Origin of the sequence: Bradyrhizobium sp. CCGE-LA001, assembly GCF_000296215.2 — a bacterium.
In the GTDB taxonomy this organism is placed as follows: Bacteria; Pseudomonadota; Alphaproteobacteria; order Rhizobiales; family Xanthobacteraceae; genus Bradyrhizobium.
In genome coordinates, this window is sequence record NZ_CP013949.1 from 2,262,131 (window position 1) to 2,286,922 (window position 24,792).

The following is a 24,792-nucleotide window of genomic DNA, read 5'->3' on the forward strand; positions in this document are numbered from 1 at the left end:
CACCTTCGAATGCGTTTGGAGATGGGCGCTGACGGGGAATAAAGCCGGAGCTCATTGTGCAAATTGTCGTCCTGATCATCCTGCTCGGCATCACTTTTGCGGCCGGCTATTTCACGCGTGACCATGTCTCCCGCAAGAGGCGGGCAGAGGCACGCCGCTGGCGCGAATACGCGGAGCCGGATTGGCTTTCCGCCAACACGCCGGCCAACACCAACGAGATATCGAAGCCCAGCGCCGCCGCACCCGGCACTACGGGCGAGCTCGGCCAGATGCTGAACCGCTGGGAGAGCAGGGCCCGCGCCCGCCGCACCGGCACGGGATAGCCGCTCACAGCACTGGGTCAGCTCCCCTGACCATCTTTTGGCGTTGCAGTTGCGGGCGTTTCTCGTCTAGAAACGGTCCGCACTGAGCTGTCCGGCAACCAACCGTCAACGGTTTTGGCCGAGGATTTGTGGCTCAGAAGGGTCCGGCAATGCTGATTCGCGGCCAAATCGATGGGATTTCGGGGGAGGTGGCTCCGGCCGCCGCCGCGATCCCGGCCGCGCTGCCCACCCTCCTTCTTGGCGGGCTTCTTCTTAGCTGCCCCTGAGGGCCGGCTGGGCGCCACGCGCCTGGGCGCTCAGGGGTTGGTCGAGATCACCGGACACCTCAAGCGCCCAGACCAGTGAACGGCGCAAAGCTCAAAAGGAAATTTGCGAATGGCCACCGTGAACAAGTCCGACAAGGACCGCGTCATCATTTTCGACACCACGCTGCGCGACGGCGAGCAGTGCCCCGGCGCCACCATGACCTTCGAGGAGAAGCTGGAGGTCGCCGAGCTCTTGGACGATATGGGCGTCGACGTGATCGAGGCCGGCTTCCCGATCACCTCCGAGGGCGACTTCCAGGCGGTCAGCGAGATCGCGCGCCGCTCCAAGAACGCCGTCATTGCCGGCCTGTCCCGCGCGCATCCCGCCGACATTGATCGCTGTGCTGAAGCCGTGAAATTCGCCAAGCGCGGCCGCGTCCACACCGTGATCGCGACCTCGCCGTTGCATATGCGGGTGAAGCTGAACAAGACCCCGGAGCAGGTGATCGAGACCTCGGTCGCCATGGTCGCGCGCGCCCGCAACCAGATCGACGACGTCGAATGGTCGGCGGAAGACGGCACCCGCAGCGAGATGGACTTCCTGTGCCGGATCGTCGAGGCCGTGATCAAGGCCGGTGCGACCACGGTGAACATCCCCGACACCGTCGGCTACACGGTGCCGGAAGAATACACCCACTTCATGAAGACGCTGATCGAGCGCGTGCCGAACTCGGACAAGGCCGTGTTCTCCGTGCACTGCCATAACGACCTCGGCATGGCCGTGGCGAACTCGCTGGCCGGCATCGTCGGCGGCGCGCGCCAGGTCGAGTGCACCATCAACGGCATCGGCGAGCGCGCCGGCAACGCCGCGCTCGAAGAGATCGTGATGGCGATCAACGTGCGCAACGACAAATTCCCCTATTGGAACAAGATCGACACCACGCAGCTCACCCGCGCCTCGAAGGTGGTGTCGGCGGCGACCTCGTTCCCCGTCCAGTACAACAAGGCCATCGTCGGCCGGAACGCCTTCGCCCATGAGAGCGGCATCCACCAGGACGGCGTGCTGAAGGATGCCTCCACTTACGAGATCATGCGGCCCGAGATGGTCGGCCTGAAGCAGTCCTCGCTGGTGCTCGGCAAGCATTCCGGTCGCCACGCCTTCGTGCACAAGCTGGAGGAGATGGGCTACAAGCTCGGCCCGAACCAGCTGGAAGACGCGTTCACGCGGATGAAGGCGCTGGCCGACCGCAAGAAGGACATCTACGACGAGGACATCGAGGCGCTGGTCGACGAGGAGATGGCGGCCTCGCACGACCGCATCAAGCTGACCTCGCTGACGGTGATCGCCGGCACCCACGGCCCGCAGCGCGCGACCATGAAGCTGGACGTCGACGGCCAGATCAAGATCGAGGAGGCCGAGGGCAACGGTCCGGTCGATGCCGTGTTCAACTGCATCAAGCGGCTGGTGCCGCACGAGGCCAAGCTCGAGCTGTACCAGGTGCACGCGGTGACCGAAGGCACCGACGCGCAGGCCGAAGTCTCGGTGCGGCTGTCCCATGACGGCCGCTCGATGACGGCGCGTGCAGCCGACCCGGATACGCTGGTGGCCTCGGCCAAGGCCTATCTCGGGGCGCTCAACAAGATCGTCATGAAGCGTCAGCGCGACACGGTGACGACGGCCGCGGCGAGCTGAGGCTGCTTTGCCTCTCCCGCTTGCGGGAGAGGCCGACGCCCGAAGGCGGCGGGTGAGGGTTCTCTCCTCTGGGGGATTGTCCCATCGCGGAGACACCCTCTCCCGCAAGCGGGAGAGGGTGCACAGCGGTGCGCGCGGCATGCACCGAGAATAGCTGCCCTGCGAAGGGCCAATAGCGGCTCAATGCGCGAGCCGCTATTGATGCTCCCGGCTTTGGACAGACGCCCGCTTTGGGCAGCCCAAGAGAATAACGATAGGGAGAGACTATGCGCAGCTTCGCGATTGCCGCGTCCATCGCGGTCCTGGCACTTGGTATGAATTTTGGCCTTGCCGGCCCGGCGTCGGCGCAATCACCGATCATCATCAAGTTCAGCCACGTCGTCGCCACCGACACGCCGAAAGGCAAAGGGGCGGAGAAGTTCAAGGAGCTCGCCGAGAAGTACACCGGCGGCAAGGTCAAGGTCGAGGTCTACCCGAACTCGACGCTCTACAAGGACAAGGAAGAGCTCGAGGCGCTGCAGCTCGGCAGCGTGCAGATGCTGGCGCCGTCCAACTCGAAATTCGGCCCGCTCGGCATCCGCGAGTTCGAGGTGTTCGACCTGCCCTATATCCTTCCGGACCTGAAGACGCTGCGGAAGGTGACGGAGGGCCCGCTCGGCACCAAGCTGCTCAAGCTCCTGGACGCCAAGGGCATCACCGGACTTGCCTATTGGGATAACGGCTTCAAGCAGATGAGCGCCAACAAGAAGCTGGTGACCCCGGCCGACTATCAGGGCGTGAAATTCCGTATCCAGTCCTCGCGGGTGATTCAGGCCCAGTTCAAGGCGCTCAGCGCCCTGCCGCAGGTGATGGCGTTCTCGGAAGTCTACCAGGCACTCCAGACCGGCGTGGTCGATGGCCAGGAGAACACATGGTCGAACATCTATACCCAGAAGATGCACGAGGTGCAGAAGTACATCACCGAGACCAATCACGGCTACATCGGCTACGTCGTGATCGTGAACAAGAAGTTCTGGGACGATCTGCCGGCCGACATCCGCGACCAGCTCTCCAAGGCGATGAAGGAGGCGACCGACTTCAACAACGCGCAATCGCAAAGGGAGAACGACGACGCGCTCGCCGAGATCAAGAAGAGCGGCAAGAGCGAGATCATCAAGCTCGCGCCGGAGCAGGACGAGGCGCTGCGCAAGGCGATGGAGCCGGTCTACAAGGACGCCGCGAGCCGCGTCGGCCAGTCGCTGATCGACGAGTTCCAGAAGGAAGCCAAGAGCACCACCAACTGAGAGCACGACGAACCAGCTGACGTCGTGCACGGATAGAATATGCATGAACAGAGGGCTTCCGTGCCGGCACGGAAGCCCTTCTTGTTGCAAATCATTTCAGTGTGCATCTGAACAGGCGTTCACGGCAGTTACATCTTCGTAACAACGCGCTCCCTGTCCAAGTTGTAAGTTGCGCGTCAGCCGCTGCGCGCTCATCCTCAGGGACCCTTCCAGAGGAGGTCTGTATGAGGAAGTTCACCATCGCAGCCATCGCCGTGCTCAGCATCGCCGGCTCAGGCGCGGTCTATGCTCAATATCATCGCCCGTGGATGGAGCACGTCCGCCACATCCGCATGAACCCGGAAGATCGCGCCGCCTTCGTCGACGCGCGGATCGCCGCCGTCCATGCCGGGCTGAAGCTCAACGCCGACCAGGAGAAGCTGTGGCCGCCGGTCGAGGCTGCCGTGCGCGATTTCGCCAAGCTGCGCATCGACCGCGCCAATGCGCGGATGAATGCCGGTCCAGGTGATACGTCGCGGGATGCCGGCAAGCCAGAGGATCCGATCGCCCGCCTGCGCCAGCGCGCCGAGGACATGGGCGCCACCTCCGCGGCCCTGAAGAAGATCGCCGATGCCGCCGACCCGCTCTACAAGACGCTGGACGAGGGTCAGAAGCGGCGGCTCGCCGTGCTGACCCGCCACCGCGGCCCGTTCGGCGGCGGCGAGGACGGTCCGCGCCGCCATTTCATGGAACGCGGCATGGACCGCATGATGGAGCGCGGCATGGACCATTTCCACCGCGACCGCTTTGACCGCGACAGCGGCCCGGACCGGGACCGCGAGGGCCGGCTCTGAGCGGGGGCGGTTTCGGCGGGGGTTACGCCGGCATTAACCTTGGCGAAGCCGCTGGAATCCAGCGGTTTTTCGCTTCTCCCGACTTATGAACGAAGCCTTGGAAAACTTCCGTCCCATCGCTTGCCAGACCCGGATCGCTTTGCTAAACGACCGGCCTCGCAAGGCATTGACCGCCTTTCGGGCGCATAGCTCAGTTGGTAGAGCAGCTGACTCTTAATCAGCGGGTCCCAGGTTCGAGCCCTGGTGCGCCCACCATCTAAATCAAGACCTTAGCGGTTTTAACGAGCGCCAAGAGTGGCGCCGTTTACACCACCGTTTACGGTTTTGTTCTCGTTTCGAGCTTCAGCACCGCAGCTTCTGCAAGCTGAATGTCACGACCGAGATAGTGCGCGTCGAGAATTGCCTCGCCGTCCTTCAACGAGTGACCGGTAATGGCGGCGATCTACGGCACGCTGGCGCCTTCGATAAGGCGAACCACCGCCGTGCCGCGCAGATCATGAAACGTCAGGCCGTCGATGCCGGCAGTCCAGATCATCTTTGCGGTCCGCCACTAGAGGCGGCCGCCGCGTTCACATGGGTCGCGATGATGCCACGGTCCTTCGAACGACGTGACGCGCGCAAGCGTCGTCCAGGCATGCTCGGCCTTGCGGGGTGTCTCAGCGAACGAGCCGCGCCAGATATTGAATTCACCACGCCCGCGGCGGTCGGCCAGAGCTGCGACTTTGGCGTGAATTCGCCTTCCTGTGCCGTTCCCAAGACACCCATCGCCAACGGCTCGGTCTTGCGGCTCACGCGACACACGCCACTCAATGTTGTTGGGCGTTCCAGTCGCGCTTGATCCTTTTGGCCAGCGACCATTTGTGGACTTCGGTTGGACCATCATAGATACGGAAGGCGCGGATCTCGCGGAAAGCCTGCTCGACGATCGTTTCGGTCGAAACGCCGGTACCGCCCATAACCTGGACACATCGATCGGCGACCCGCATCAAGGCTTCTGACACGGCCACCTTCGCCATCGAACTCTCGGCCGTCCCGAGCGAGCCGGTGTCGAGCACTGCTGCGCACCAGTCGATCATCAATTCCGATTGTTTGAGGTCAATGAGATTCTCCGCCAGCATGAAACCGACGCCTTCGTGGTCGACCAGCGGTTTTCCGAACGCGTAGCGGCGGCAGGCGTAGTCGGTGGCGATCTCGTTGGCGCGGATTGCCAGACCCAGCCAACGCATACAATGCGACAAACGTGCGGGGCTGAGGCGGATCTGCGCATATTTGAAGCCATCCCCGGACGCACCGAGCATCTGGTCGGCGGATACGCGAAGATTCTCTATCTCGATCTCGGCGTGTCCGCCGGGCATCGAACTATCGATCGTATCCAGCACCCGCATCGTGCGGATCGCGGGGTTGGGGAGGTCGACGAGAAACATGCATGCGCCGTCGGTCGATTTCGCCATGATGATGCCGACCTGGGCGCCTTCAGCTCCGGTAATGAACTTCTTTCGTCCGTTGATGACCCAGTGATTGCCATCCAGCCTGCACGTGGTCTGCATCATCGATGGGTCCGATCCTGCACCGCCTTCATCCGCCGGCTCGGTCATAAAGAACGCCGAACGCGCTTTGCCCGACACTAAGGGTTCCAGGAAGCGCGCCTTCTGCTCGGCGCTTCCGACCTTGCCGAGCAGGTACATGTTGCCTTCATCGGGCGCCATGGTGTTGCACGCCAGCGGTCCGAGTGGGGAGAGCCCAGATTTGATCAGCGCCTTGGCCGTCTCGACTTGTGTGAGATGTGATCCATCCGGCAGAATGTGGGGCGTCAACACGCCAGCCTTGCGTGCCTTGGCGCGCAGTTCCTGCACCAGTTCGTCACTTGGGCCGTGAGGACCCGTTCGCGGATCCTTTTCGTAGGGGATCACGTCAGTGCGGATGAAGGCCTCGATCTTCGCGGCAATGATTTCGACTCGGTCAGGCATTGGAACGGATACTTCGGTCGACTTCCGCTGGGGCGGAATCTTGGTGGCGGGCTTTCGGTCGTCCGTGCTCTATCACAGCGCATTAAAGCGAGTGCCCCTATTGAATGCGGTGACTGGACTTGATCATATAGACAAGAGGATGTGAGAGGAGCAATAGCTGGCGGTTAGCCGGCCTCGTTGCGGACGCGACATTGCGCGGTCTCCTCAACCACGCGTTCGCATCGGCTCGCTCTTGATCACAATGCCGGCTGCATCACGGTCGAAGGTGTCCGGCGTGACTCCGTCTCTGCGCAGCAAATACTTTTCTACCTTGTTAGTCGGCGTCTTCGGCAGGTCTCCCAGGACGCGGACGTAGCGGGGCACCATGAAGTGGGCCATTCGCGGCTTGAGAAAGTGGATGAGCTCCGCTGGATCGAGCGCCTGTCCCTCGGCGAGGGAGACCGCGACGAGGACATCATCTTCGCCATGTTCGCTCGGGACGGAGACGACCGCAGCCTCCCGGATCGCAGGGTGTGCGGCCACTTCGAGCTCGACCTCGAACGAGGAAATGTTTTCGCCGCGCCGACGGATGGCATCCTTGAACCGGTCGACGAAGAAATAGTTTCCATCGCGATCGACGCGGAAAGCGTCGCCGGTGTGAAACCAGCCATTCCGCCAGGCAAGCGCAGTCGCCTCGGGGGCCTTGTTGTAACCATGATTCATGGCCCAGGGCGCGTCGGATCGAATGATCAATTCGCCGATTTCGCCCGGCGCGACCTCGCAGTCATGGGCATCGACGAGGCGAACCTCGATGCCGGCCCGCGGCTTGCCGCAGGCTGCCGCAACGGTCGGATTCGGCTCGGCTGCCAGCGGGCAGGAGACCTCCGACATGTTGAAGAGCGTGTGGGTCGTGATGCCGTAGCGCTTGCCGAAGGCGATACCTTCCTCGCTGAGCGGAATGACCGTGACGTTCTTGAGCGGGCTGCCCTTCTCCTCGCCGCTGTCGGTCCGCTTCATCAGGAAGCTCGCCATGACGCCGAGCAGGATTACCATCGTGGTGTTGGTCTTCGCGACCGTGGACCAGAATGTAGCGGTGTCGAAGCGATCGACCATGGCGATCGAGCCGCCATTGATCAGCATGGCGTAGCTCGGCGCCGTGCCGCCGACGTGGAAGAGGGGGAGGTTCACCATGAAAGTGTCGCTGGCGTCGAGATAAGGAATGCCGTCCCTGTCCGCCGAGATGCCCCGTCCCATGGCATAGAGATGCGCATAGGACGACAGCACGCCCTTCGAAGGGCCGGTCGTGCCGGACGTATAGATGATCGACTGAGTGTCCCACGGTTCGATCGGGCGCTCGGTCATTGGGGCATCCGAGGATGCCGAGTCGAGCGCGCTCGCCGGGAGAGCCTCGATCCCCTCGACCGGGGCCGGTTCGCCGCCGATCACGACGATCTTGCGCAACTCGCGCCTGTCGATGTCGCCGAGCCGCGGCAGCAGGCTGGCGTGGACGATCGCGACCGCCGCTCCCGCGTTGGTGACGACATGCTGGAGAATGCCACCGCGATAGGCGGTATTGATCGGCACGTAGACGGCGCCGATCATGTTGATGCCGAACCAGGCGCGCAGGCAGTCAGGACCATTCGGCAGCCAAACGAGGACGGTGTCTCCCTGCTTCACGCCCAGCGATTGCAGCGCGTTGCCGGTCCGTCGCGCCAAATGCAGGAGATCGCGATATTTCAGCTGGCTGCCGTCGTCGAAGGTCGCATAGACCTGATCCGGCGTCTCGCGTCCCCAACGTTCGAGCAGGTACCGCAGGACGCAATCCTCGGCGGCGGGAACCTTGTGGCTCGTCATTGAAACCTCCCTGCTTATTCGTGTCGCGGCCCGGTACCCATATGGCGCGCTGGGCGATCCAAATCTCAGTCCGGCTCGATGGCGCGCAGCCCTCGCGCGATGCGGGACAGCGTTTCGAAGCAACCGGTGATTTCCGCGGCCGACACGCCGTTGGTCCCTTGCCGGAAGAATTCCAGCGAGCGTTCGTGCAAATCTCGCCACGCCTCGATGCCGGCGGGTGTCAGGCTCACCATCCGCTTGCGGCGATCGTCCTCGGCCTCGACGCGCTCCACGAGGCCCTTCTTTTCCAGGCCCTTCAGCACGGCGTCGAGATTCTGGCGGCTCACGCCGAGATAGGTGTAGAGTTCCGAGAACAGCATGCCCTTGGGATCGCGGTATAGCGCGCCCAGCGTTGCGCCAGTCACGGCCGAGAAATTCAGAACCCGCACCGCCTGGGTCTCGTAGATGTTGGCGGCTTGAAACAGCCTGAAGAAGAGCTTGTTGTTGAGGTGGTCACGCGCGGAATTGCCGGCCGGCTGCTCTCGGCTATTCTTTGGCCCGGTCCTGGTTACCGACGGCATTCGCGCATTCCCCCTGAGATGTGTAATGATATTGACATAATATTTGGTTGTCCATAGCCTTCGGCCCCAGGTGTAGACCCGGAGCTGGGAAGGATCGACATGCCATTTGGTAAGATGCTCATCGCGAATCGCGGAGAAATCGCGCTGCGCATCGCGCGCGCGGCGTTTGAGCTCGATATCCCGGTCGTCACCGTGTTTCCTGCTGATGATGCTGGTTCCGCCCATGCGCGGACTGGCAGCGAGACGCGGGAATTGCCCGGCGTAGGGACCGCAGCCTATCTCGATATCGCGGCGATGGTCGAGGCGGCGCGGCAGACCGGTTGCGATGCGGTGCATCCCGGCTACGGATTTCTGTCAGAGAATCCGGACTTCGCGCGCGCCGTAGCGGCCGCCGGCATGACCTTCATTGGTCCGGCCGCGGAGACGCTCGAGCTGTTCGGAAACAAGGCGGAGGCGCGGCGGCATGCGCGCAAGGCCGACGTGCCCGTGCTCGAGGGATCGGCCGGACCGGTTTCGGAAGCCGAAGCGGCGGCCTACCTCGACAAGCTCGGCAGCGGGGGCGCGATCATGATCAAGGCGGTCGCCGGGGGCGGGGGCCGTGGCATGCGCGTGGTGTCGACGGCTGCCGACCTTCCCGCCGCCTGGGAGCGTTGCCGCTCCGAGGCGCAGGCAGCATTTGGCGCCGATGCACTCTATGTCGAGCGCTATTTGCCGAACGCGCGCCATATCGAAGTGCAGATCGTCGGCGACGGGCACAGCGTCGTCCACTTCGGCGAGCGCGACTGCACCATTCAGCGGCGTCACCAGAAGGTGGTCGAGATGGCGCCGTGCCGGAGCCTCGCGCCCAAAGTCCGTGAGGCGATTTGCGACGCCTCGGTGCGCATGGCCGGCAGCGCGGCGTATCGGGGCTTGGGGACCTTCGAGTTTCTGATGCCTGCGGAGGGCGGCAGTTTCGTCTTCATCGAAGCCAATCCGCGCCTCCAGGTGGAGCACACGGTGACCGAGGAGATTTACGGGATCGACCTCGTCAAGACGCAGATCCGGGTCGCCTCTGGCCTGCGGCTGCGCGACATAGGTCTCGGCAGCGCGCCTGTTGCGCGCGGCGGCGCGATCCAGTTCCGCGTCAACATGGAGAAGATGACGGCCGATGGCGGCTCGCGGCCGACCGGCGGCGTCGTGACCGGCTTCACCTTGCCGAGCGGCCCGGGAATCCGCGTCGATACGTTCGGATATGTCGGCTATCGCACGAGCCCCCGCTATGATTCCCTTCTCGCGAAGGTCATTGCCTATTCGCCGGAGGGCATGGACGACGCCATCCGGCGCGGCCGGCGGGCGCTGGAGGATTTTCGCATCGACGGCCTTGAGACCAACATTCCCGTGCTGAGGGCCCTCGCTACAAACCAGGACTTTCTGGCCGACCGCGTCTCGACGAAATTCCTGGAGCAGCACCTCGAAAGTATTCTTGCGGCCGCCGCCAGCTTTGCAAACCGGGACGACCTGCCGGCCAGGCGGGCGAGGGATGTCCGCGACGTCGATCCGCTCGGCGTGTTCGATGCGAAGGTCGCCATTCCACCATTGCAACCGGCTGCGGCGCGCGGACCGCAGGTAGCGCATGTTCCCGAGGGACTCGTCGCTGTGCCGGCGCCGCTGCAGGGCACGATCGTCGCCTGCAATGTGGCTCGGGGTGACCGGGTGCGCGCGGGACAGCAGGTGTTCGCGATCGAGTCCATGAAGATGGAGCATGTCATCGTGGCGCCGGCCGCGGGCGTGGTCGAAGACATTCTCGCCTCGCCTGGTGACACGATTTTCGAGGCCGAGCCATTGCTGCACATCGTCCCATCGGACGACGACGCTGCCGGTGTCGAGACGGCCGAGGCGATCGATCTCGATCACATTCGCGGTGATCTCGCCGAAGCGCTCGCGCGCCGCGCGGAGCGGCTCGACGAGGGACGGCCGGATGCTGTCGCACGTCGCCGCAAGACCAACCAGCGCACCGCGCGCGAGAACATCGCCGACCTCTGCGATCCCGACTCGTTCATCGAATATGGCGGCCTCGCGCTCGCCGCGCAGCGCCAGCGTCGCTCGCTGGAGGAGCTGCGCCGCATGAGTCCTGCCGACGGCTTGATCACCGGCGTTGGCGCTGTCAATGGCGAGCTTTTCGGTGACGAGCAGTCGCGCTGCGCGGTCATGGCCTACGACTACACGGTGTTCGCGGGCACGCAGGGCGTCGTCAATCACAAGAAGAAGGATCGGCTGCTGACGCTCGCTGACCGATGGTCGCTTCCCGTCGTGTTGTTTGCGGAAGGTGGCGGTGGCCGGCCCGGCGACGAATGGCCGACGCCCGCCGGACTCGAGACCACGACGTTCACGAAGCTCGGCGGTATCAACGGCAAGGTGCCACTGGTGGGCGTGGTTTCAGGGCGTTGTTTTGCGGGCAATGCCGCGCTGCTCGGCAGCTGCGACGTCATCATCGCCGACCGTACCTCGAATATCGGCATGGGTGGCCCGGCGATGATCGAGGGGGGCGGTCTCGGTGTGTTTCGCCCCGAGGACATCGGCCCCGTCGACGTCCAGGCGCCGAACGGCGTGATCGACGTGCTGGTCGAGGACGAGGCGGAGGGCGTTGCCGCTGCCAAGAAGTATCTCGGCTATTTCCAGGGGCGGACCGGTGACTGGTCATGCGCTGACCAGCGCCTGTTGCGCCACGCCGTGCCAGAAAACCGGCTGCGCGCCTACGACGTCCGGCCGATCATCGAGACGCTTGCGGATGCAGGCTCCGTGCTCGAACTGCGCCCATCCTTCGGGCGCGGCATGATCACGGCGTTCGCCCGCATCGAGGGCACCCCGGTTGGCCTGATCGCAAACGATTCACGTCACTTGGGCGGTGCGATCGATGCCGACGGCGGTGACAAGGCGGCGCGATTCATTCAGCTATGCGACGGGTTTGGCATTCCCATCGTGTCGCTCTGCGACACGCCGGGCATGATGGTGGGGCCGGAGGTCGAGAAGACCGCCCAGGTGCGGCACGTCTCGCGCGTCTTCGTGGCAGCATCCCGGGCAACGGTGCCGTACTTCACCGTCGTGCTGCGCAAGGCCTACGGGCTCGGGGCGCTGGCGATGGCCGGTGGATCGAGCCAGATGTCGTTCTTCATGGTGGCATGGCCCAGCGCCGAGTTCGGCGCCATGGGGCTCGAAGGCGCGGTGAAGCTCGCCTATCGGAAGGAGCTCGCTGCAATCGAGGATCCGGCTGCAAGAAAAGCCTGGTTCGACCAGATGGTCGCCAAGTCCTACGAGGACAACAAGGCGCTCAGCGGCGCGACCTTCCTTGAGGTCGACGATGTCATCGATCCCTGCGCGACCCGGCGCTGGATTGTCCGCGGGCTCAAGGCGTCGATGCAGCCGGGCCGCTTCAGCGAGAGACGAACGACGCGCGTCGATCTGTGGTGAACACGGGCGAGCAAGGGAGGAAACAATGACAAAAAGCGAATCCGACACACGCTACCTCCGCAGCGAAGAAGCCTATCTGGCTCACGTTCGCAGCCTGCAGGCTGCGGTCTGGCCGAGCGGCGTTCCCAAGGAGCCGGTGTTTCCTCTCGGGCGCCGGCCGTTGACGCACTACCTTCGCGAATGGGCGCGGCGGCAGCCGGACAAGGCGGCAGTGCTGTTCTACGGCCGGGCCATGAGCTACGCCGAACTCGACCGCCTCAGCGACCGCTTTGCCGCTCTCCTGAACCGTCTCGGCGCGCGCAAGGGCGACCGGGTTGCGGTGTTCCTGCCGAACTGCCCGCAGTTCTACGTTTGCTTCTTCGGCATCCTGAAGGCCGGCTGTGTCCACGTGCCGGTGAACCCGATGTTCACCCGGCCCGAGCTGGCCTACGAGATCAACGATACGCAGGCGCGCATCGTGGTCGCGCACGATCAGCTTGCCGCTCTCGTCGAGGAGGTCCGGCAAGAGTGTGGCGTCGAGCATTTGGTCGTCACCAGCTTTGGCGATGCGCTGGGTGCCGAGCCGGAAGGGCCGCTGCCGCCCGCACTGACGGCGCCGCGGGTTGCGATCGCCAATTCGATCGACCTCATGGGCGCGCTCGCAAAGGAGACCGCCGCGCCGCCGCAAGTGGATGTCGGCATCGACGATATCGCGGCCCTGAATTACACGGGCGGCACCACCGGCATGCCGAAGGGCTGCGTTCATTCGCAGTTCGACATGCTGTTTACGGGCGCCGTCATGGGGTCCGTTTCGATGACGGTCACTTCCGAAGACGTGGTCATCAATTTCTGGCCGATCTTCTGGATGGCGGGCGAGGACCTCGGCATCATCCTGCCGATGGTGACGGGCGCGACCTGCGTGTTGATGGCCCGCTGGGATGCGCAGGCCTACATGTATGCCGTGCAGCGCTATCGCGCGACGATCTCGAACATGGTCGTGGACAATGCGGTCGAGATCATGAGCCGAACCGATGCGCGCGACTTTGACCTCAGCTCGCTGCGGGAAGTGATGGTGGCGTCGTTCGTCAAGAAGCTCAATCCGGTCTTCCGCGATGGCTGGCGCAAGCTCACGGGCACGACCCTGCGCGAAGCGGCCTGGGGGATGACGGAGACGCATTCCTACGACGCCTTCAATCGCGGCTGGCAGGATGACGATCGCGATCTCAAGCAGCGTCAGATCTTCTGCGGCATTCCGGTGCCGCAGACCGATTTCAAGATTATGGAATTCGGATCGGACAGGCTGCTGCCGCTCGGCGAGGAGGGCGAGTTGTGCGTACGTACGCCCTCGCTCTTGAAGGGCTATTGGAACAAGCCGGATGCAACGGCCGAAGGCCTCGTCAACGGCTGGCTGCGGACCGGCGATATCGGAATGATCTCGGAGCAAGGCACTATCCATTTCCTCGGCCGGCGCAAGGAGATGCTGAAGGTGAAGGGCATGAGCGTCTTTCCGTCGGAGATCGAGGCCGCCCTCGGCCAGCATCCGGACGTGACAGGGAGCGGTGTGATCGGGCGGGTGGACGACACTCGCGGGCAGGTGCCGGTCGCCTTCGTTACCGTGTTGCCGGAGCGCAAGGGCACGACGACTGCCGAGGTGCTTGCTGCCTTCTGCCGGGAGCGCCTTGCGGTCTACAAGATCCCGGAGATCCGGATCGTCGACACGTTGCCGATGACGGCGACCGGCAAGGTCAAAAAGGAAGAACTCGCTCAGCTTTATGGCTGAGCGAGTTGTCAGGTTAAAAATTTCTTGACGGCGTTACTTCTTGAACGCCTTGCATTCGCTTTCGCTGACCGGGATGAAGGCTTCCGATCCCGGCATCTTCTTGACAAGCGTGATCAGGTCGGTGGCGCCGCTCATCGTTCCCGGCTTCTTCGCTTCGGCATAGTAGACGTCGCGCATCAGGCGTCCGTCCTCGCGGATACGGGCGCCCGAGGTGAAGAGATCCTCGACCGGCGTCTCCTTCATCTTCGTCAGCACCGCCGTCGTATCCGTCGTCCCGGCCGCCTTCACCGACTTCAGATAGTGCAGGACCGCGCTGTAGACGTTGGCCTGCGGATCGCTCGGCATCTTGCCGAAAGCCTTCTTGAAGCGCGCGGCGAAAGCCTTGGTCTGGTCGTTCTCGTCCCAATAATAGCTCAGGACCAGCGGCATGCCCTGCGTCGCCTCGTTGCCGAGCGCGTCGATATCGACCGTCGTCAGCGAGAACGGCACGAAGCGCTGGCCGGTGCGTTCGATGCCGAACTCGGCGGTCTGCTTGATCGCGTTGGTCATGTCGGCGCCGCCGCCGATGAAACCGATGTTCTTGGCGCCCGAGTTCTGCGCCTGCAGCAGGAACGAGCTGAAATCCGGCGTGTTGAGCGGGAAGCGCACCGCGCCGACGAACTTGCCGCCACTTTTCTCGATCATCTTCTGGGAGTCGCGCTCGATCGAGTGACCGGCCGCGTAGTCAACCGTCAGGAAGAACCAGGACGTCGGCTTGCCGTCGGAGGCACCCTTGATCGTGAGGTTAGCGACTTCGTATCCGTCATTGGCCCACTGCATGCCGTTAGGCGAGCAGGACTTACCGCTGATGTCGCGGCTCGACGCCATGGAGACGACCAGCAGCTTGTTCTTCTGCTCTGCGATGCCCTGCACGGCGAGCGCCACGCCGGAGCTGTAGATGTCGAAGATCGCATCCACGCCTTCGGTGTCGAACCAGCGCCGGGCGATGACCGAGCCGACATCCGGCTTGTGTCCGTGGTCAGCGGAGACTATCTCGATCGGCTTGCCGAGCAGGGTGCCGCCCATGTCTTCAATTGCGAGGCGAGCGGCCGCGACCGATCCCGGTCCGGTGATGGCGGAATAGACCGAGGCCTGATCGTTCAAAATGCCGATCTTGACGGGCTTGTCTTGGGCCGAAGCAGCGCTCATGCATGCGAGGGTCGCCATCAGCGCAACTGATGCGAGTGATGATCTCGTCCACGTCATTTTCTTCCTCCCGATGTTTTTGAACCGATGTTGAGGTCCAAGGTTTCACGGAGGTCCATATATGTCAATATCTTTACATGAATGCGGAGACGGAATCCCTTGACGGTATTTGATAGCGTCGGATCGATTGTCGCAGGCTGCAATCGGTGACTTGAATGCAACGCGCGCCCTGCGTTAAAGCCAGCAGACGCGCTGACGGAGTGGTCGAGCAGATCGCCGCGCAGGAGGGTGGCGCCGTCAACGAAGTTAACACGGTCGCTGTTCTGGATGTGAGACATCGAGCAATCGGGAAGCGACCTCCGCCAAGCGAGCCCAGGCTTCGGGCTGAGCGCTCGACGTCCACTGCCCGCTCCTCAGTCTTGCGCGTTTCCTAGGGTGTGGCTCACCGAAATGCCAGGAAGGCTCCCTATCTCGTTCCACATGCCGTGCGGATGGAGATGGGAAGAAAACGGCTCTGCTTCCAGTTTACAATTGGCGCAGCAGAAATTCGTAGAACTTCGGGTTGTCGGCTCGTGCGATGTTGATCCGGATGGCTCTGGCGAGTGAGCTGTTCTTGTCCAGGCAGAACAAGCTTCCGGGCGCGATGAAGATGCTTTCCTTCGCGCCGTCGCGCGCAAGTTTCATGTCGTCCACGCCTTCCGGGAGCAGCAGATAGACGTAGTAGCCAGCCTTGGCACTTGAAAAGATCCGATGGCCTGTCCGCATCAGATCGGCCTGAACCCGGCTCGCCGCCGCTTCGGTCCGTTGCCCGAGTCTCTTTAGATGCCGGTCGTAGTGGCCTTCTGCGAGCAGGCGGTGGAGCAGGCGTTCGACATGGCCCGAGCTGTTGACCGTGGTCAGCATCTTGAGCTCCGCGAGCGTCGCAATGCGATCGCTGCGGGCTGCTATGAAACCGGACCTAAGGCTCGCCGATAGTGTTTTCGAGAAAGTCCCGATGGATATGACATTGTCGAGTTGGTCGAGCGTGGCCAGCCGGTTGACCGTGCCGAGGGGGAGGTCGGCAAACGGATCGTCTTCGACGATCACGAGGTTCGATCGCGCGGCCGCGTTGAGCACTGCATGTGCCGCAGGCAGGGTGATCGAGCCGCCGGTCGGATTGTGACCGATCGACTGCGTGAAGAACAGCTTCGGGCGCTCGGTTTGTATCTTGGCCGTGAGGTCGTCGACATCGGGTCCCTCCGGCGTCCGGCGGACGCCGACGATCCGGACCTGCGCCAATGTGAGTTTTGCGAACAGCGGATAATAGCCGGGCTCGTCGACCAGCACGGTATCGCCTCGTGACAGCATCGCTCGGATCACGAGGTCCAGCGCATGGTTTGCGCCGAAGGTCAGCAGCAGTCCATCGTCCTTGACGGAAACCTGCTGCGCCTGCAGACGTGATGCGATCTGCTGTCTGAGCGGAAGGAAACCGAGCGCTGATCCATAGGCATCGGCGTCAGCCGGCAGCATCCGCCCGTTGCTGCCGAGATAGCGCTTGATCTCGGAGTGCTCGGTCCACGATGCGGGCGGCCGCCCATCGCCGACCCGGATCTCGAAGTTCTGCGAGAGCTGCGCGTTCAGCAGCGAAGCGATATCGACGGCTTCCGAGACGTGCTTTGGTCTTCCGCCGTCGTCGCCGCGATAGGTTATGACGAAGCCTGATCCCGCTTTGGCGGTGATGAGCCGATCGAGCACCAGTCGATCATAAGCTTCAACGACCGTATTCTTGGAAACCTTGAATCCTGCGGCCGCCTTTCTGATCGAGGGCAGGCGGGCCCCTTCGGGCAACGCTCCGGATAGGATCTGCGCCCGTAGCCGATTGGCCAATCCGCCGGCGAGGGTCGCTCCGCGGTCGCGTTCATTCGGCGCTCGCGCCACGCAATGTCTCCAGATGGGTACAGTATCTGACGGTCGCTCGGCGGTGTACCCATGAGGAGACAGTAACCAGATGCTGCCCGACGATTCAATGAGGAAGTCCGGGCCGGAATGCTTGCCGGAGGGCACCCGGAGTGGAAGTCGTTGGCATGGCCTGAAGGGTACAGTTGCGGACAGTATCTTGAAATTGTCTCTTTTGACCGCAATGCGATGCTGCCTAACGTCGTGCCAACCTAGAACTCTTGTTGGGAGGCGCGGCGATGGCCGGAGGACCCGAGGTGGGCAAGCGGCCCAGGCAGATCAACTCGCGATTGGAGAACCTTCGCAACCTCTCGCCCGCGCAGCGGCTGGGGCGCGTGACCGAGGCGACGTCACTTGGCGAAGTCGAGAGCAAGGCATTTAGCGCCGGCACGCTGCCGGTCGAACTCGCCAATGGCATGATAGAGAACGTCATCGGCACCTTCGAACTGCCTGTCGGCATCGCAACAAACTTCACGGTGAACGGCCGCGACTATCTGGTTCCGATGGCCATCGAGGAGCCCTCGGTCGTCGCCGCCGCCTCCTACATGGCGCGCATTGCCCGCAAATGCGGCGGCTTCCACACCTCCAGCACCGGTCCGATCATGCGCGCACAGGTGCAGGTGCTCGGCGTGACCGATGTCCACGGCGCCCGCGCGCGGGTACTGAAGGAGCGCTCGGGCATCATCGAGGCTGCCAACGCCAGGGACAAGGTGCTGATCTCGCTCGGCGGCGGCTGCCGCGACATCGAGGTTCACATCTTCGAGGAGACGCCGGTCGGCCCGATGCTCGCCGTGCATCTCATCGTCGACGTTCGCGATGCGATGGGTGCCAACACAGTCAATACGATGGCAGAGACGGTCGCGCCGATCGTCGAGCGGATTACCGGCGGCACGGTGCGCCTGCGCATCCTTTCGAACTATGCGGATCTACGCATCGCCCGCGCCATGGTATCGGTGACGCCGGAGGCGCTGAACACAGATGAATACAGCGGCGAGCGCGTCGCGCGCGGCATCGTCGAGGCGTGCGCCTTCGCGATTGTCGACCCCTACCGTGCCGCGACCCACAATAAGGGCATCATGAACGGTGTCGATCCGGTCGTCGTGGCCACCGGCAACGACTGGCGTGCGATCGAGGCGGGCGCCCATGTTTGGGCTTCACGCTCCGGCCGCTATACGTCGCTCTCCAACTGGGAAATCGATAACAAGGGCAACCTCGTCGGCACGCTGGAAATGCCGATGGCGCTCGGGCTCGTCGGCGGCGCCACCAAGACACATCCCGCCGCGCGCGCTGCGCTGAAGATCCTGAACGTGCAGAGTGCACAGGAACTGGCGGAGGTCACCGTCGCGGTCGGGCTCGCCCAGAACATGGGCGCGCTCCGCGCGCTTGCGACCGAGGGTATCCAGAAAGGGCACATGGCGCTCCACGCCAGGAACATCGCGATCGTTGCAGGGGCCGAGGGCGATGAGATCGAGAAGGTCGCGGCGGCGCTCGCCGCCGATCACGACGTGCGCGTCGATCGCGCCAGGGAGGTTTTGGAAAAGTTGCGTTCGTGAGGTGGCAATGCCTGCATGACGTGCAGGCATTTCGTCGCCTCGACCTGTGGGCTCGAAAATGTATCTTCGCTGCTCACGCCCTCTAAGCGAGATCGCGCCCCATGCCGGTGGCCGTTCGCGGAGGCTGGGAGGATGACTTGAACAAAGAAAACACGAGCGGCCTCGCCGCGCGCAGCGGCCCTCTGAAGAACGTCGTGGTTCTCGACGTCACGCGCGTCGTCGCAGGCCCGTTCTGCGCGATGCTGTTGGCCGACCTCGGCGCCACCGTGATCAAGGTCGAGCATCCTGGCGACCCGGATTACGCCAGGACGTTTCCGCCCTTTGTCGGCGATGAGCAACTCAGCGCGTTCTTCACGCAGTTCAACCGCAACAAGCAGGGGATCACGCTCAATCTCAAGTCCGATGACGGCAAGGCGCTGTTGAAAAGACTGGTGCGCAAAGCCGATGTCCTGATCGAGAATTTCCGTCCCGGCACCATGGATAAGCTGGGCCTCGGCTATGATGTGCTGCGCGCGGAAAACCCGAGACTTATCTACACCGCCATCAGCGGCTTTGGGCGCACCGGTCCAAACTCATCCAAACCCGCTTATGACAATACCGGGCAGGCGGCTGGTGGATTGTGGTCGATGAACGGCTATGCCGACATGCCTCCGGTCCGCGTCGGGACCATCATCGGTGATCTCGCCGCTTCGCTGTATGCAGCCATTGGAACACTCGCGGCGCTCCGCGAGGCCGAGACCTCGGGCAACGGTCAGGTCGTCGACGTCTCGCAGCAGGATTCGGTCCTGACGCTGACCGAGAATGCGGTGGTCCGCTATACCGCGGAAAAGGACGTGGCTTCGCCACTCGGCAACGATCATCCGTTCGTGCGGCCCTATGGGCAGTTTCCCTGCAAGGACGGCTATGTCTTCTTTGGCGGCTACACCGACAAGTTCTGGGCGATCACCTGCACGCTGTTCGGCGAGCCCGAACGTGCGAGCGATCCGGACATTGACACGATGGAGAAGCGGTTCGATCGGACCGTCGCCGAGACCAAGGTGAAGCCGCTGCTGGAACGCTGGTTCAGCCGGTACACCAAGGCCGAGCTCGAGGAGATGGCGGGCGACAAGATCCCGCTCAGCGCGATCAAGACCATCGCCGAGGTGGTCGAAGACCCTCACATCGCCGCGCGCAACATGATCGTCAACGTTCCCGTGGCGGGGAAGCTGATCGGCATGTTCGGCCAGCCGATCAAGCTGTCTGGAGGGGAGCCAACGTCGTTCGACAAGGCGCCCTTGCCCGGGGAGCATAATGCCGAGATTCTCGCACGCCTGGCGAACGTGACGCCTGACGAGCTCGTGCGTCTCAAGGCTTCGGGAGCGATTTGATGTCCATCGATTTCACCCGAGACGGCCACGTCGCCACCGTCAGGATCAATCGGCCGGACAAGCTCAACGCGCTGACACTTGCCATGTATGACGATCTCGGCCGCGCGTTCGTCGAAATCAAGGATGACGACGACATTCGCGCGGTGGTGCTGACCGGTGCTGGCGATCGGGCGTTCTGCGTTGGCGCCGATCTCACGGAATCCATCCCTGCGCTTGCGTCCGATCGCTTCGATATCTCAGAGTGGGATCCGGCGCACATCAAGGTTCCCGGCTTCTTCAAGCCGGTCGTGAGCGCCATCCGCGGCATGTGCATGGGCGGAGGCTTCGAGATCATGCTGGCAACGGACATACGCATCGCAGCGCGCGGGGCGGTGTTTCAGCTGCCTGAGCCCAAACACGGTTTCGTCCCGGCTGGCGGCACGCTGGTGCGACTCGTCAGGCAGATCGGGTACGCGCATGCGATGGAGATCATGCTGACGGCGCAGCGGTTCTCGGCGGACGACATGCTCGCCAGGGGCGTCATCAACCACGTGGTCGACGCCGAAAAGGTCGAGCCGCTGGCCTACGAGCTCGCGGCAAAAATCGCCGCGCTGAGCCCCGTCGCGATCCAGACCATCAAAGAGGCGGCGCTGACGTTACAGGACTTGCCGCTGACCGAGGCATTCCGCATCGAGGCCGCGCTTGGTCAGCGTACCTTCACCAGCGAAGATGCCAAAAGAGGCCTTGCCGCGTTCGCGAGCAGGGCGGGCAACAAGTGACACCGCGCGGCCGCTCACCGGCCATGGCAACAAGAAGACTACATTGAAAGGGGTAGGGGATGGCACAATCGAAATTCTGTCTGCATTATTTGGCGAGCGCGGCGGCCAGTCTGTTGTTATGCGCGGCTCCCGCGGTGGCACAGAGCGAGAAGATTTCAGATGGCGTTGTCCGCATCGGGCTGATCGAGGACATGTCGGGGGTCTATGCCGACATTACCGGCAAGGGTGCCGTGACTGCCGCACAGATGGCAGTCGAGGAATTTGGCGGCAAGGTGCTGGGCATGCCGATCGAGATCGTTTCGGCGGATCACCAGAATAAGCCCGACATTGCCGCTAACGCCGCTCGCAAATGGTTCGATACCGAGAAGGTCGACGCAATCCTCGATGTCGCATCCTCCTCGCCCGCCTTGGCTGTCCTCGAGATTGCCAAAGAGAAGAAAAAGATCGTCACACTGAGCTCACCCGGCTCAACCCGGATCACGAACGAAGTCTGCGGGCCCTATGTCGTCCATTGGGCCTACGACACCTTCGCGATTGCCAACAGCACGGGCAAGGCGCTCGTCGGCCAGGGCTTTGACAGCTGGTACTTCGTGACGGCGGACTATGCCTTCGGCCAGGGCCTTGAAAAGGACACGGGCGAAGTCGTCACGACCTTGGGCGGCAAGGTGCTGGGCAGCACGAAGCATCCGGTCGGAACGGCAGACTTCGCCTCTGTCTTGCTGACCGCACAAGGCTCCAAGGCGAAGGTGGTCGCGCTCGCGAATGCAGGCGGCGATACCATCAACTCGATCAAGCAAGCTGCCGAGTTCGGTCTGACCTCGGGCGGCCAGAAGCTCGCCGCGCTGGCCGGCTTCATCAACGACGTTCACGGTCTCGGCCTGAAGGAAGCAAAGGGGCTAACGATCACCGAAGCGTCCTATTGGGACATGAACGATGATACGCGCAAATGGTCGAAGCGCTTCTACGCTACCATGAACGCGATGCCGAATATGCTTCAGACCGGGACTTATTCATCGGTTCTGCATTACCTCAAGGCGGTCCAGGCCGCGGGCACCGACCGGACCGAGGACGTCATGCAGAAGATGCGGGAACTGCCCATCAACGACGTCTTCTACAAAAACGGCAAGATTCGCGAGGACGGCCGCATGGTCCACGATATGTATCTGTTCGAGGTCAAGAAGCCGGAAGAGTCCAAAGCGGCATGGGACTACTACAAGCTGCTCGCCACAATCCCGGCAGATCAAGCTTTCCAGCCCCTAGCGCTGTCGCGGTGCCCGCTGATCAAAAAATAGAGCTGAGGTGACTGGAGGACCGGAGCTGTCCATCCGGCCTTATGATCGGCGGACAGCGTTGGATGATGGAGTGCGCGTGCCGGGCGACTGGTGCGCGCATTCCTGCGAGAAGCCGGCGGCCTAGCGCAGCACGACTTCCTGATCGGTCCAACGGAGATAGTGCCGCGGCGCCGCGCCCAGCTCACGCTTGAACATGGCGGCGAACGCGCTCGGGCTGTCATAACCGACGTCAAGTGCCACGCACGTCACGGGTTCGCCCGCGCCCAGGCGAGCCAAGGCTTCCAGAAGCCGTACACGCTGGCGCCAGACCGAGAAGCTCTGGCCCGTCTCGCGCCGGAACAGCCGTGTCAGCGTCCGCCGGCTGAGGCTGCATTTGTCGGCCCAATCGTCGAGAGTGAGGTCGGAGGAGGGGTCGCCGAGCACGGCCTTGCAGATCTCCGCCAGCCGGGGATCCGGAGGCACCTCCACGTGCAGCGTCACCTCCGGCATGCCTGCGATCTCGGTAAGCAGAAGCTCGAGCAGTTTGCCGTCGCGTCCATCCTGGTCGTAGGTCTGCGGCATCCGCACCGCCTCGTCCATCAAGGCTTCAACCAGCGAGGATGCGCGAATCAGGCGGCATGTCTCCGACGTCTCTCGCCGGCGATCAGGCGTGACATAGATCGTCTGGGCCTCGACTTCACCCCAGGCCCGCGACTGATGTACGACGCCGGCCGGAATCCATAGACCATGCCCGGGTGGGACCACGAAATGACCACGTTCGGTCATCATGGCCGTGACGCCCGCGATCTGCAGGATGAACTGGTCACGTCGGTGCGAATGCCGCGTGCTGGTGCTCTCGTTCGGATAGGTTGCGGTCATCGCGGCGACCGGGCGCGCGATCGTCTGAAGATGTCCTGCATAGTTTGCTGCTGCTGTCGGGCCCGCCTGTTTATTGCAGGCGCGCAATTCGCCAGTGACATCTCGCCGCGCTACGACTTTCACGTGTCGTGAACTCCCTGATAAGGTCCTTTTCGCAAGGCTCTTATGCATCTTCCAGGCCAGATATGGCCCGGTCGCGATGATTATTGTCCTCCATCAGGTAGCGCGGGACAGCGGGTTTGGCAACAATGCGCCGCCCGCGATATTCGTCCGAACTGAATGCGAGGCTTGGTCAGTCGATATGCGACACGGAGAGCTCGATGAACAGACGCGAATTCACCCAGGCGATGTTGGCCGCTGGTGCCGCCATTCCGTTCGGCATCACCCGCGCAGCCGGCCGGGCCCGCGGTGGAACGCTCAACACCATCATCCAACCCGAGCCGCCACTGCTAGTGACCGCCTTCAACCAGCAGCAGCCGACGCTGACGCTAGGCGGCAAGATCTACGAGAGCCTGCTCAAATACGGCGCCGATCTCAAGCCAATGCCCGGCATGGCGCAGTCCTGGGAGATTTCGCCTGATGGCCTGACCTATACGTTCAAGCTGTTTCCTAATATCACCTTCCACGACGGCAAGCCCATGACGTCCGAAGACGTCGTGTTCAGCTGCATGAAGGTGCTGACCGAGACCCATCCGCGCGCGCGGCAGAACTTCGCCCGCGTCGCCTCCGCCGAAGCGCCGGATCCGCTCACCGTCGTGTTCAAGTTGAAGCAGCCCTTCGCGCCGTTCCTCGGCTGCTTCGACTGCACGTCGGCGCCAATCGTACCCAAGCACATCTATGAAGGCACCGATTTCCGCAAGAATCCGCTGAACGACAAGGCAATCGGCACTGGCCCGTTCAAGCTGAAGGAATGGGTGCGCGGCTCGCACGTCCATCTGGTGCGGCACGAGGGCTATTATCTGAAGGACCAGCCCTATCTCGACGAGATCATCTATCGGATCATTCCGGACTCGGCCTCGCGCGCTCTGGCGCTTGAGAACGGCACGGTGCAACTCGTGCAATGGACAGACATCGAGTTCTTCGACGTGCAGCGCTTCAAGGCGCAGAAGAACCTCGAAGTCACCACCAAGGGCTATGAATATTTCGCGCCGCACCAGTGGCTCGAGATGAACAACCGTATCGCGCCGATGAACGACAAGCGGTTCCGCCAGGCGGTGATGCACCTGATCGATCGTGACGCGCTCGCCAAGCGCGTCTATTTCGGCAACGCCAAGGTTGCGACCGGCCCGATCTCGTCCAAGACGAAGTTCTATGACGGCAAGGTCAAGCGGTACGATTATTCGATCGATAAGGCCAAGGCGCTGCTCGACGAGATGGGGCTGAAGCCCGATGCCAGCGGCAAGCGTGCTGAGATCAAATACGTCGTGCCGCCCTACGGTGAATCTTACCAGCGCGCCGGCGAATTCTTCCGCCAGAGCTTTGCCCGTGTCGGCATTGATCTCGTCCTTGTCGGCACCGACATGGCGGGCTGGGCCGAGAAGGTGGGCAATTGGGACTATGAGATGACCCAAAACCTGCTCTATCAGCTTGGCGACCCTGCACTCGGTGTCTCTCGCACTTACGTGTCGTCGAACATCAAGAAGGGCATTCTGTTCTCGAATACGCAGGGCTACTCTAATCCCGAGGTGGACAAGCTGTTCGACGAAGCTGCGGTCACGCTCGACGAGGCCAAGCGCCAGGAACTGTATTCCAAGGTCCAGCAGATATTGGTCGAAGACGTGCCGGTCGCCTGGACGCTCGAACTCGAATATCCGATCATCTACGACAAGGCGTTCAAGAACATCGTATCGACCGGCATCGGGTCGCATGAGACCTTCGGAGCGGTCTACAAATCGTGATAC

Annotated in this window: 18 protein-coding genes and 1 tRNA gene; 12 read left to right on the plus strand and 7 right to left on the minus strand. The window is 62.9% G+C overall.

The annotated features are described in order from the left end of the window. Positions 1–53 precede the first annotated feature (53 nt). From BCCGELA001_RS10740 to BCCGELA001_RS10760, 5 genes are all read left to right on the plus strand, one after another. Positions 54–323, plus strand: coding sequence for a hypothetical protein (locus BCCGELA001_RS10740; RefSeq protein ID WP_060735265.1), 270 nt, complete (start codon positions 54–56; stop codon positions 321–323). 375 nt (positions 324–698) lie between these two features. Then, complete coding sequence (locus BCCGELA001_RS10745) at positions 699–2,261, plus strand: 2-isopropylmalate synthase (protein WP_060735266.1); 1,563 nt, start codon at positions 699–701, stop codon at positions 2,259–2,261. Positions 2,262–2,527: 266 nt separating this feature from the next. Continuing rightward, positions 2,528–3,544, plus strand: coding sequence for a TRAP transporter substrate-binding protein (locus tag BCCGELA001_RS10750; RefSeq protein ID WP_008557122.1), 1,017 nt, complete (start codon positions 2,528–2,530; stop codon positions 3,542–3,544). 224 nt (positions 3,545–3,768) lie between these two features. Further along, positions 3,769–4,377, plus strand: coding sequence for a Spy/CpxP family protein refolding chaperone (locus tag BCCGELA001_RS10755; protein WP_060735267.1), 609 nt, complete (start codon positions 3,769–3,771; stop codon positions 4,375–4,377). A gap of 179 nt (positions 4,378–4,556) precedes the next feature. Continuing rightward, positions 4,557–4,632: transfer RNA gene (locus BCCGELA001_RS10760), tRNA-Lys, on the plus strand. 551 nt (positions 4,633–5,183) lie between these two features. Here BCCGELA001_RS10760 and BCCGELA001_RS10765 read toward each other — a convergent pair. The 3 genes from BCCGELA001_RS10765 to BCCGELA001_RS10775 form a co-directional block, all read right to left on the minus strand. Next, complete coding sequence (locus BCCGELA001_RS10765) at positions 5,184–6,344, minus strand: acyl-CoA dehydrogenase family protein (protein WP_060735268.1); 1,161 nt, start codon at positions 6,342–6,344, stop codon at positions 5,184–5,186. Positions 6,345–6,548: 204 nt separating this feature from the next. Beyond that, on the minus strand, positions 6,549–8,177 hold the full coding sequence (locus tag BCCGELA001_RS10770; protein ID WP_008557138.1) for an AMP-binding protein: 1,629 nt from the start codon (positions 8,175–8,177) through the stop codon (positions 6,549–6,551). 65 nt (positions 8,178–8,242) lie between these two features. After that, positions 8,243–8,962 (minus strand): MarR family winged helix-turn-helix transcriptional regulator, encoded by a 720-nt coding sequence (locus tag BCCGELA001_RS10775; protein ID WP_236840844.1) that lies wholly within the window; start codon positions 8,960–8,962, stop codon positions 8,243–8,245. On the opposite strand from BCCGELA001_RS10775, the gene BCCGELA001_RS10780 reads away from it, so the two are divergent. Beyond that, positions 8,852–12,184 (plus strand): acetyl-CoA carboxylase family protein, encoded by a 3,333-nt coding sequence (locus tag BCCGELA001_RS10780; RefSeq protein ID WP_236840845.1) that lies wholly within the window; start codon positions 8,852–8,854, stop codon positions 12,182–12,184. The two genes, BCCGELA001_RS10775 and BCCGELA001_RS10780, sit on opposite strands and share 111 nt — an antisense overlap. A 25-nt stretch (positions 12,185–12,209) precedes the next feature. After that, the gene (locus BCCGELA001_RS10785; RefSeq protein WP_060735270.1) at positions 12,210–13,943 is read left to right on the plus strand and encodes an AMP-binding protein; all 1,734 of its coding nucleotides are present in this window, start codon (positions 12,210–12,212) and stop codon (positions 13,941–13,943) included. Positions 13,944–13,976: 33 nt separating this feature from the next. On the opposite strand, the gene BCCGELA001_RS10790 is transcribed toward BCCGELA001_RS10785, so the two are convergent. The 3 genes from BCCGELA001_RS10790 to BCCGELA001_RS10795 form a co-directional block, all read right to left on the minus strand. Then, positions 13,977–15,131 carry an ABC transporter substrate-binding protein gene (locus BCCGELA001_RS10790; RefSeq protein ID WP_202815406.1) on the minus strand — a complete coding sequence of 385 codons (1,155 nt, stop codon included), beginning with the start codon at positions 15,129–15,131 and terminating at the stop codon, positions 13,977–13,979. A gap of 53 nt (positions 15,132–15,184) precedes the next feature. Beyond that, positions 15,185–15,466 carry a hypothetical protein gene (locus BCCGELA001_RS36955; RefSeq protein ID WP_144441249.1) on the minus strand — a complete coding sequence of 94 codons (282 nt, stop codon included), beginning with the start codon at positions 15,464–15,466 and terminating at the stop codon, positions 15,185–15,187. A 187-nt stretch (positions 15,467–15,653) separates the two neighbouring features. Beyond that, positions 15,654–17,171 (minus strand): aminotransferase-like domain-containing protein, encoded by a 1,518-nt coding sequence (locus BCCGELA001_RS10795; RefSeq protein ID WP_236840846.1) that lies wholly within the window; start codon positions 17,169–17,171, stop codon positions 15,654–15,656. 131 nt (positions 17,172–17,302) lie between these two features. Between BCCGELA001_RS10795 and BCCGELA001_RS10800 the strand changes: the two genes are divergently transcribed. The 4 genes from BCCGELA001_RS10800 to BCCGELA001_RS10815 all read left to right on the plus strand — a co-directional run bounded on the left by BCCGELA001_RS10800 (position 17,303) and on the right by BCCGELA001_RS10815 (position 22,033). Further along, positions 17,303–18,616, plus strand: coding sequence for a hydroxymethylglutaryl-CoA reductase, degradative (locus BCCGELA001_RS10800; RefSeq protein WP_060737594.1), 1,314 nt, complete (start codon positions 17,303–17,305; stop codon positions 18,614–18,616). Positions 18,617–18,753: 137 nt separating this feature from the next. Further along, the gene (locus BCCGELA001_RS10805; RefSeq protein ID WP_236840847.1) at positions 18,754–19,983 is read left to right on the plus strand and encodes a CaiB/BaiF CoA transferase family protein; all 1,230 of its coding nucleotides are present in this window, start codon (positions 18,754–18,756) and stop codon (positions 19,981–19,983) included. Positions 19,984–20,066: 83 nt separating this feature from the next. Next, positions 20,067–20,741: an enoyl-CoA hydratase/isomerase family protein gene (locus BCCGELA001_RS10810; protein WP_236840848.1), complete on the plus strand. Its 675-nt coding sequence runs from the start codon at positions 20,067–20,069 to the stop codon at positions 20,739–20,741. Between the two features lie 59 nt (positions 20,742–20,800). Then, complete coding sequence (locus tag BCCGELA001_RS10815; protein WP_008557179.1) at positions 20,801–22,033, plus strand: ABC transporter substrate-binding protein; 1,233 nt, start codon at positions 20,801–20,803, stop codon at positions 22,031–22,033. A 120-nt stretch (positions 22,034–22,153) separates the two neighbouring features. Here the strand turns inward: BCCGELA001_RS10815 and BCCGELA001_RS10820 are convergent, their stop codons facing one another. Further along, positions 22,154–23,014, minus strand: a complete 861-nt coding sequence (locus BCCGELA001_RS10820; RefSeq protein WP_060735273.1) for an AraC family transcriptional regulator — start codon at positions 23,012–23,014, stop codon at positions 22,154–22,156. A 197-nt stretch (positions 23,015–23,211) separates the two neighbouring features. On the opposite strand from BCCGELA001_RS10820, the gene BCCGELA001_RS10825 reads away from it, so the two are divergent. Then, entirely contained in the window at positions 23,212–24,789 is a 1,578-nt protein-coding gene (locus BCCGELA001_RS10825; protein WP_008557193.1) for an ABC transporter substrate-binding protein, read from the plus strand. Positions 24,790–24,792 lie beyond the last annotated feature (3 nt).

Coding starts and splice junctions, on each gene's coding strand:
- BCCGELA001_RS10800 (WP_060737594.1), top strand. CDS start 17,303: ATGGCCGGAGGACCCGAGGTGGGCAAGCGGCCCAGGCAGATCAACTCG.
- BCCGELA001_RS10825 (WP_008557193.1), top strand. CDS start 23,212: ATGAACAGACGCGAATTCACCCAGGCGATGTTGGCCGCTGGTGCCGCC.
- BCCGELA001_RS10745 (WP_060735266.1), top strand. CDS start 699: ATGGCCACCGTGAACAAGTCCGACAAGGACCGCGTCATCATTTTCGAC.
- BCCGELA001_RS10785 (WP_060735270.1), top strand. CDS start 12,210: ATGACAAAAAGCGAATCCGACACACGCTACCTCCGCAGCGAAGAAGCC.
- BCCGELA001_RS10755 (WP_060735267.1), top strand. CDS start 3,769: ATGAGGAAGTTCACCATCGCAGCCATCGCCGTGCTCAGCATCGCCGGC.
- BCCGELA001_RS10780 (WP_236840845.1), top strand. CDS start 8,852: ATGCTCATCGCGAATCGCGGAGAAATCGCGCTGCGCATCGCGCGCGCG.
- BCCGELA001_RS36955 (WP_144441249.1), bottom strand. CDS start 15,466: ATGTCTCACATCCAGAACAGCGACCGTGTTAACTTCGTTGACGGCGCC.
- BCCGELA001_RS10775 (WP_236840844.1), bottom strand. CDS start 8,962: ATGGGCGGAACCAGCATCATCAGCAGGAAACACGGTGACGACCGGGAT.
- BCCGELA001_RS10810 (WP_236840848.1), top strand. CDS start 20,067: ATGTATGACGATCTCGGCCGCGCGTTCGTCGAAATCAAGGATGACGAC.
- BCCGELA001_RS10790 (WP_202815406.1), bottom strand. CDS start 15,131: ATGAGCGCTGCTTCGGCCCAAGACAAGCCCGTCAAGATCGGCATTTTG.
- BCCGELA001_RS10750 (WP_008557122.1), top strand. CDS start 2,528: ATGCGCAGCTTCGCGATTGCCGCGTCCATCGCGGTCCTGGCACTTGGT.
- BCCGELA001_RS10815 (WP_008557179.1), top strand. CDS start 20,801: ATGGCACAATCGAAATTCTGTCTGCATTATTTGGCGAGCGCGGCGGCC.
- BCCGELA001_RS10765 (WP_060735268.1), bottom strand. CDS start 6,344: ATGCCTGACCGAGTCGAAATCATTGCCGCGAAGATCGAGGCCTTCATC.
- BCCGELA001_RS10770 (WP_008557138.1), bottom strand. CDS start 8,177: ATGACGAGCCACAAGGTTCCCGCCGCCGAGGATTGCGTCCTGCGGTAC.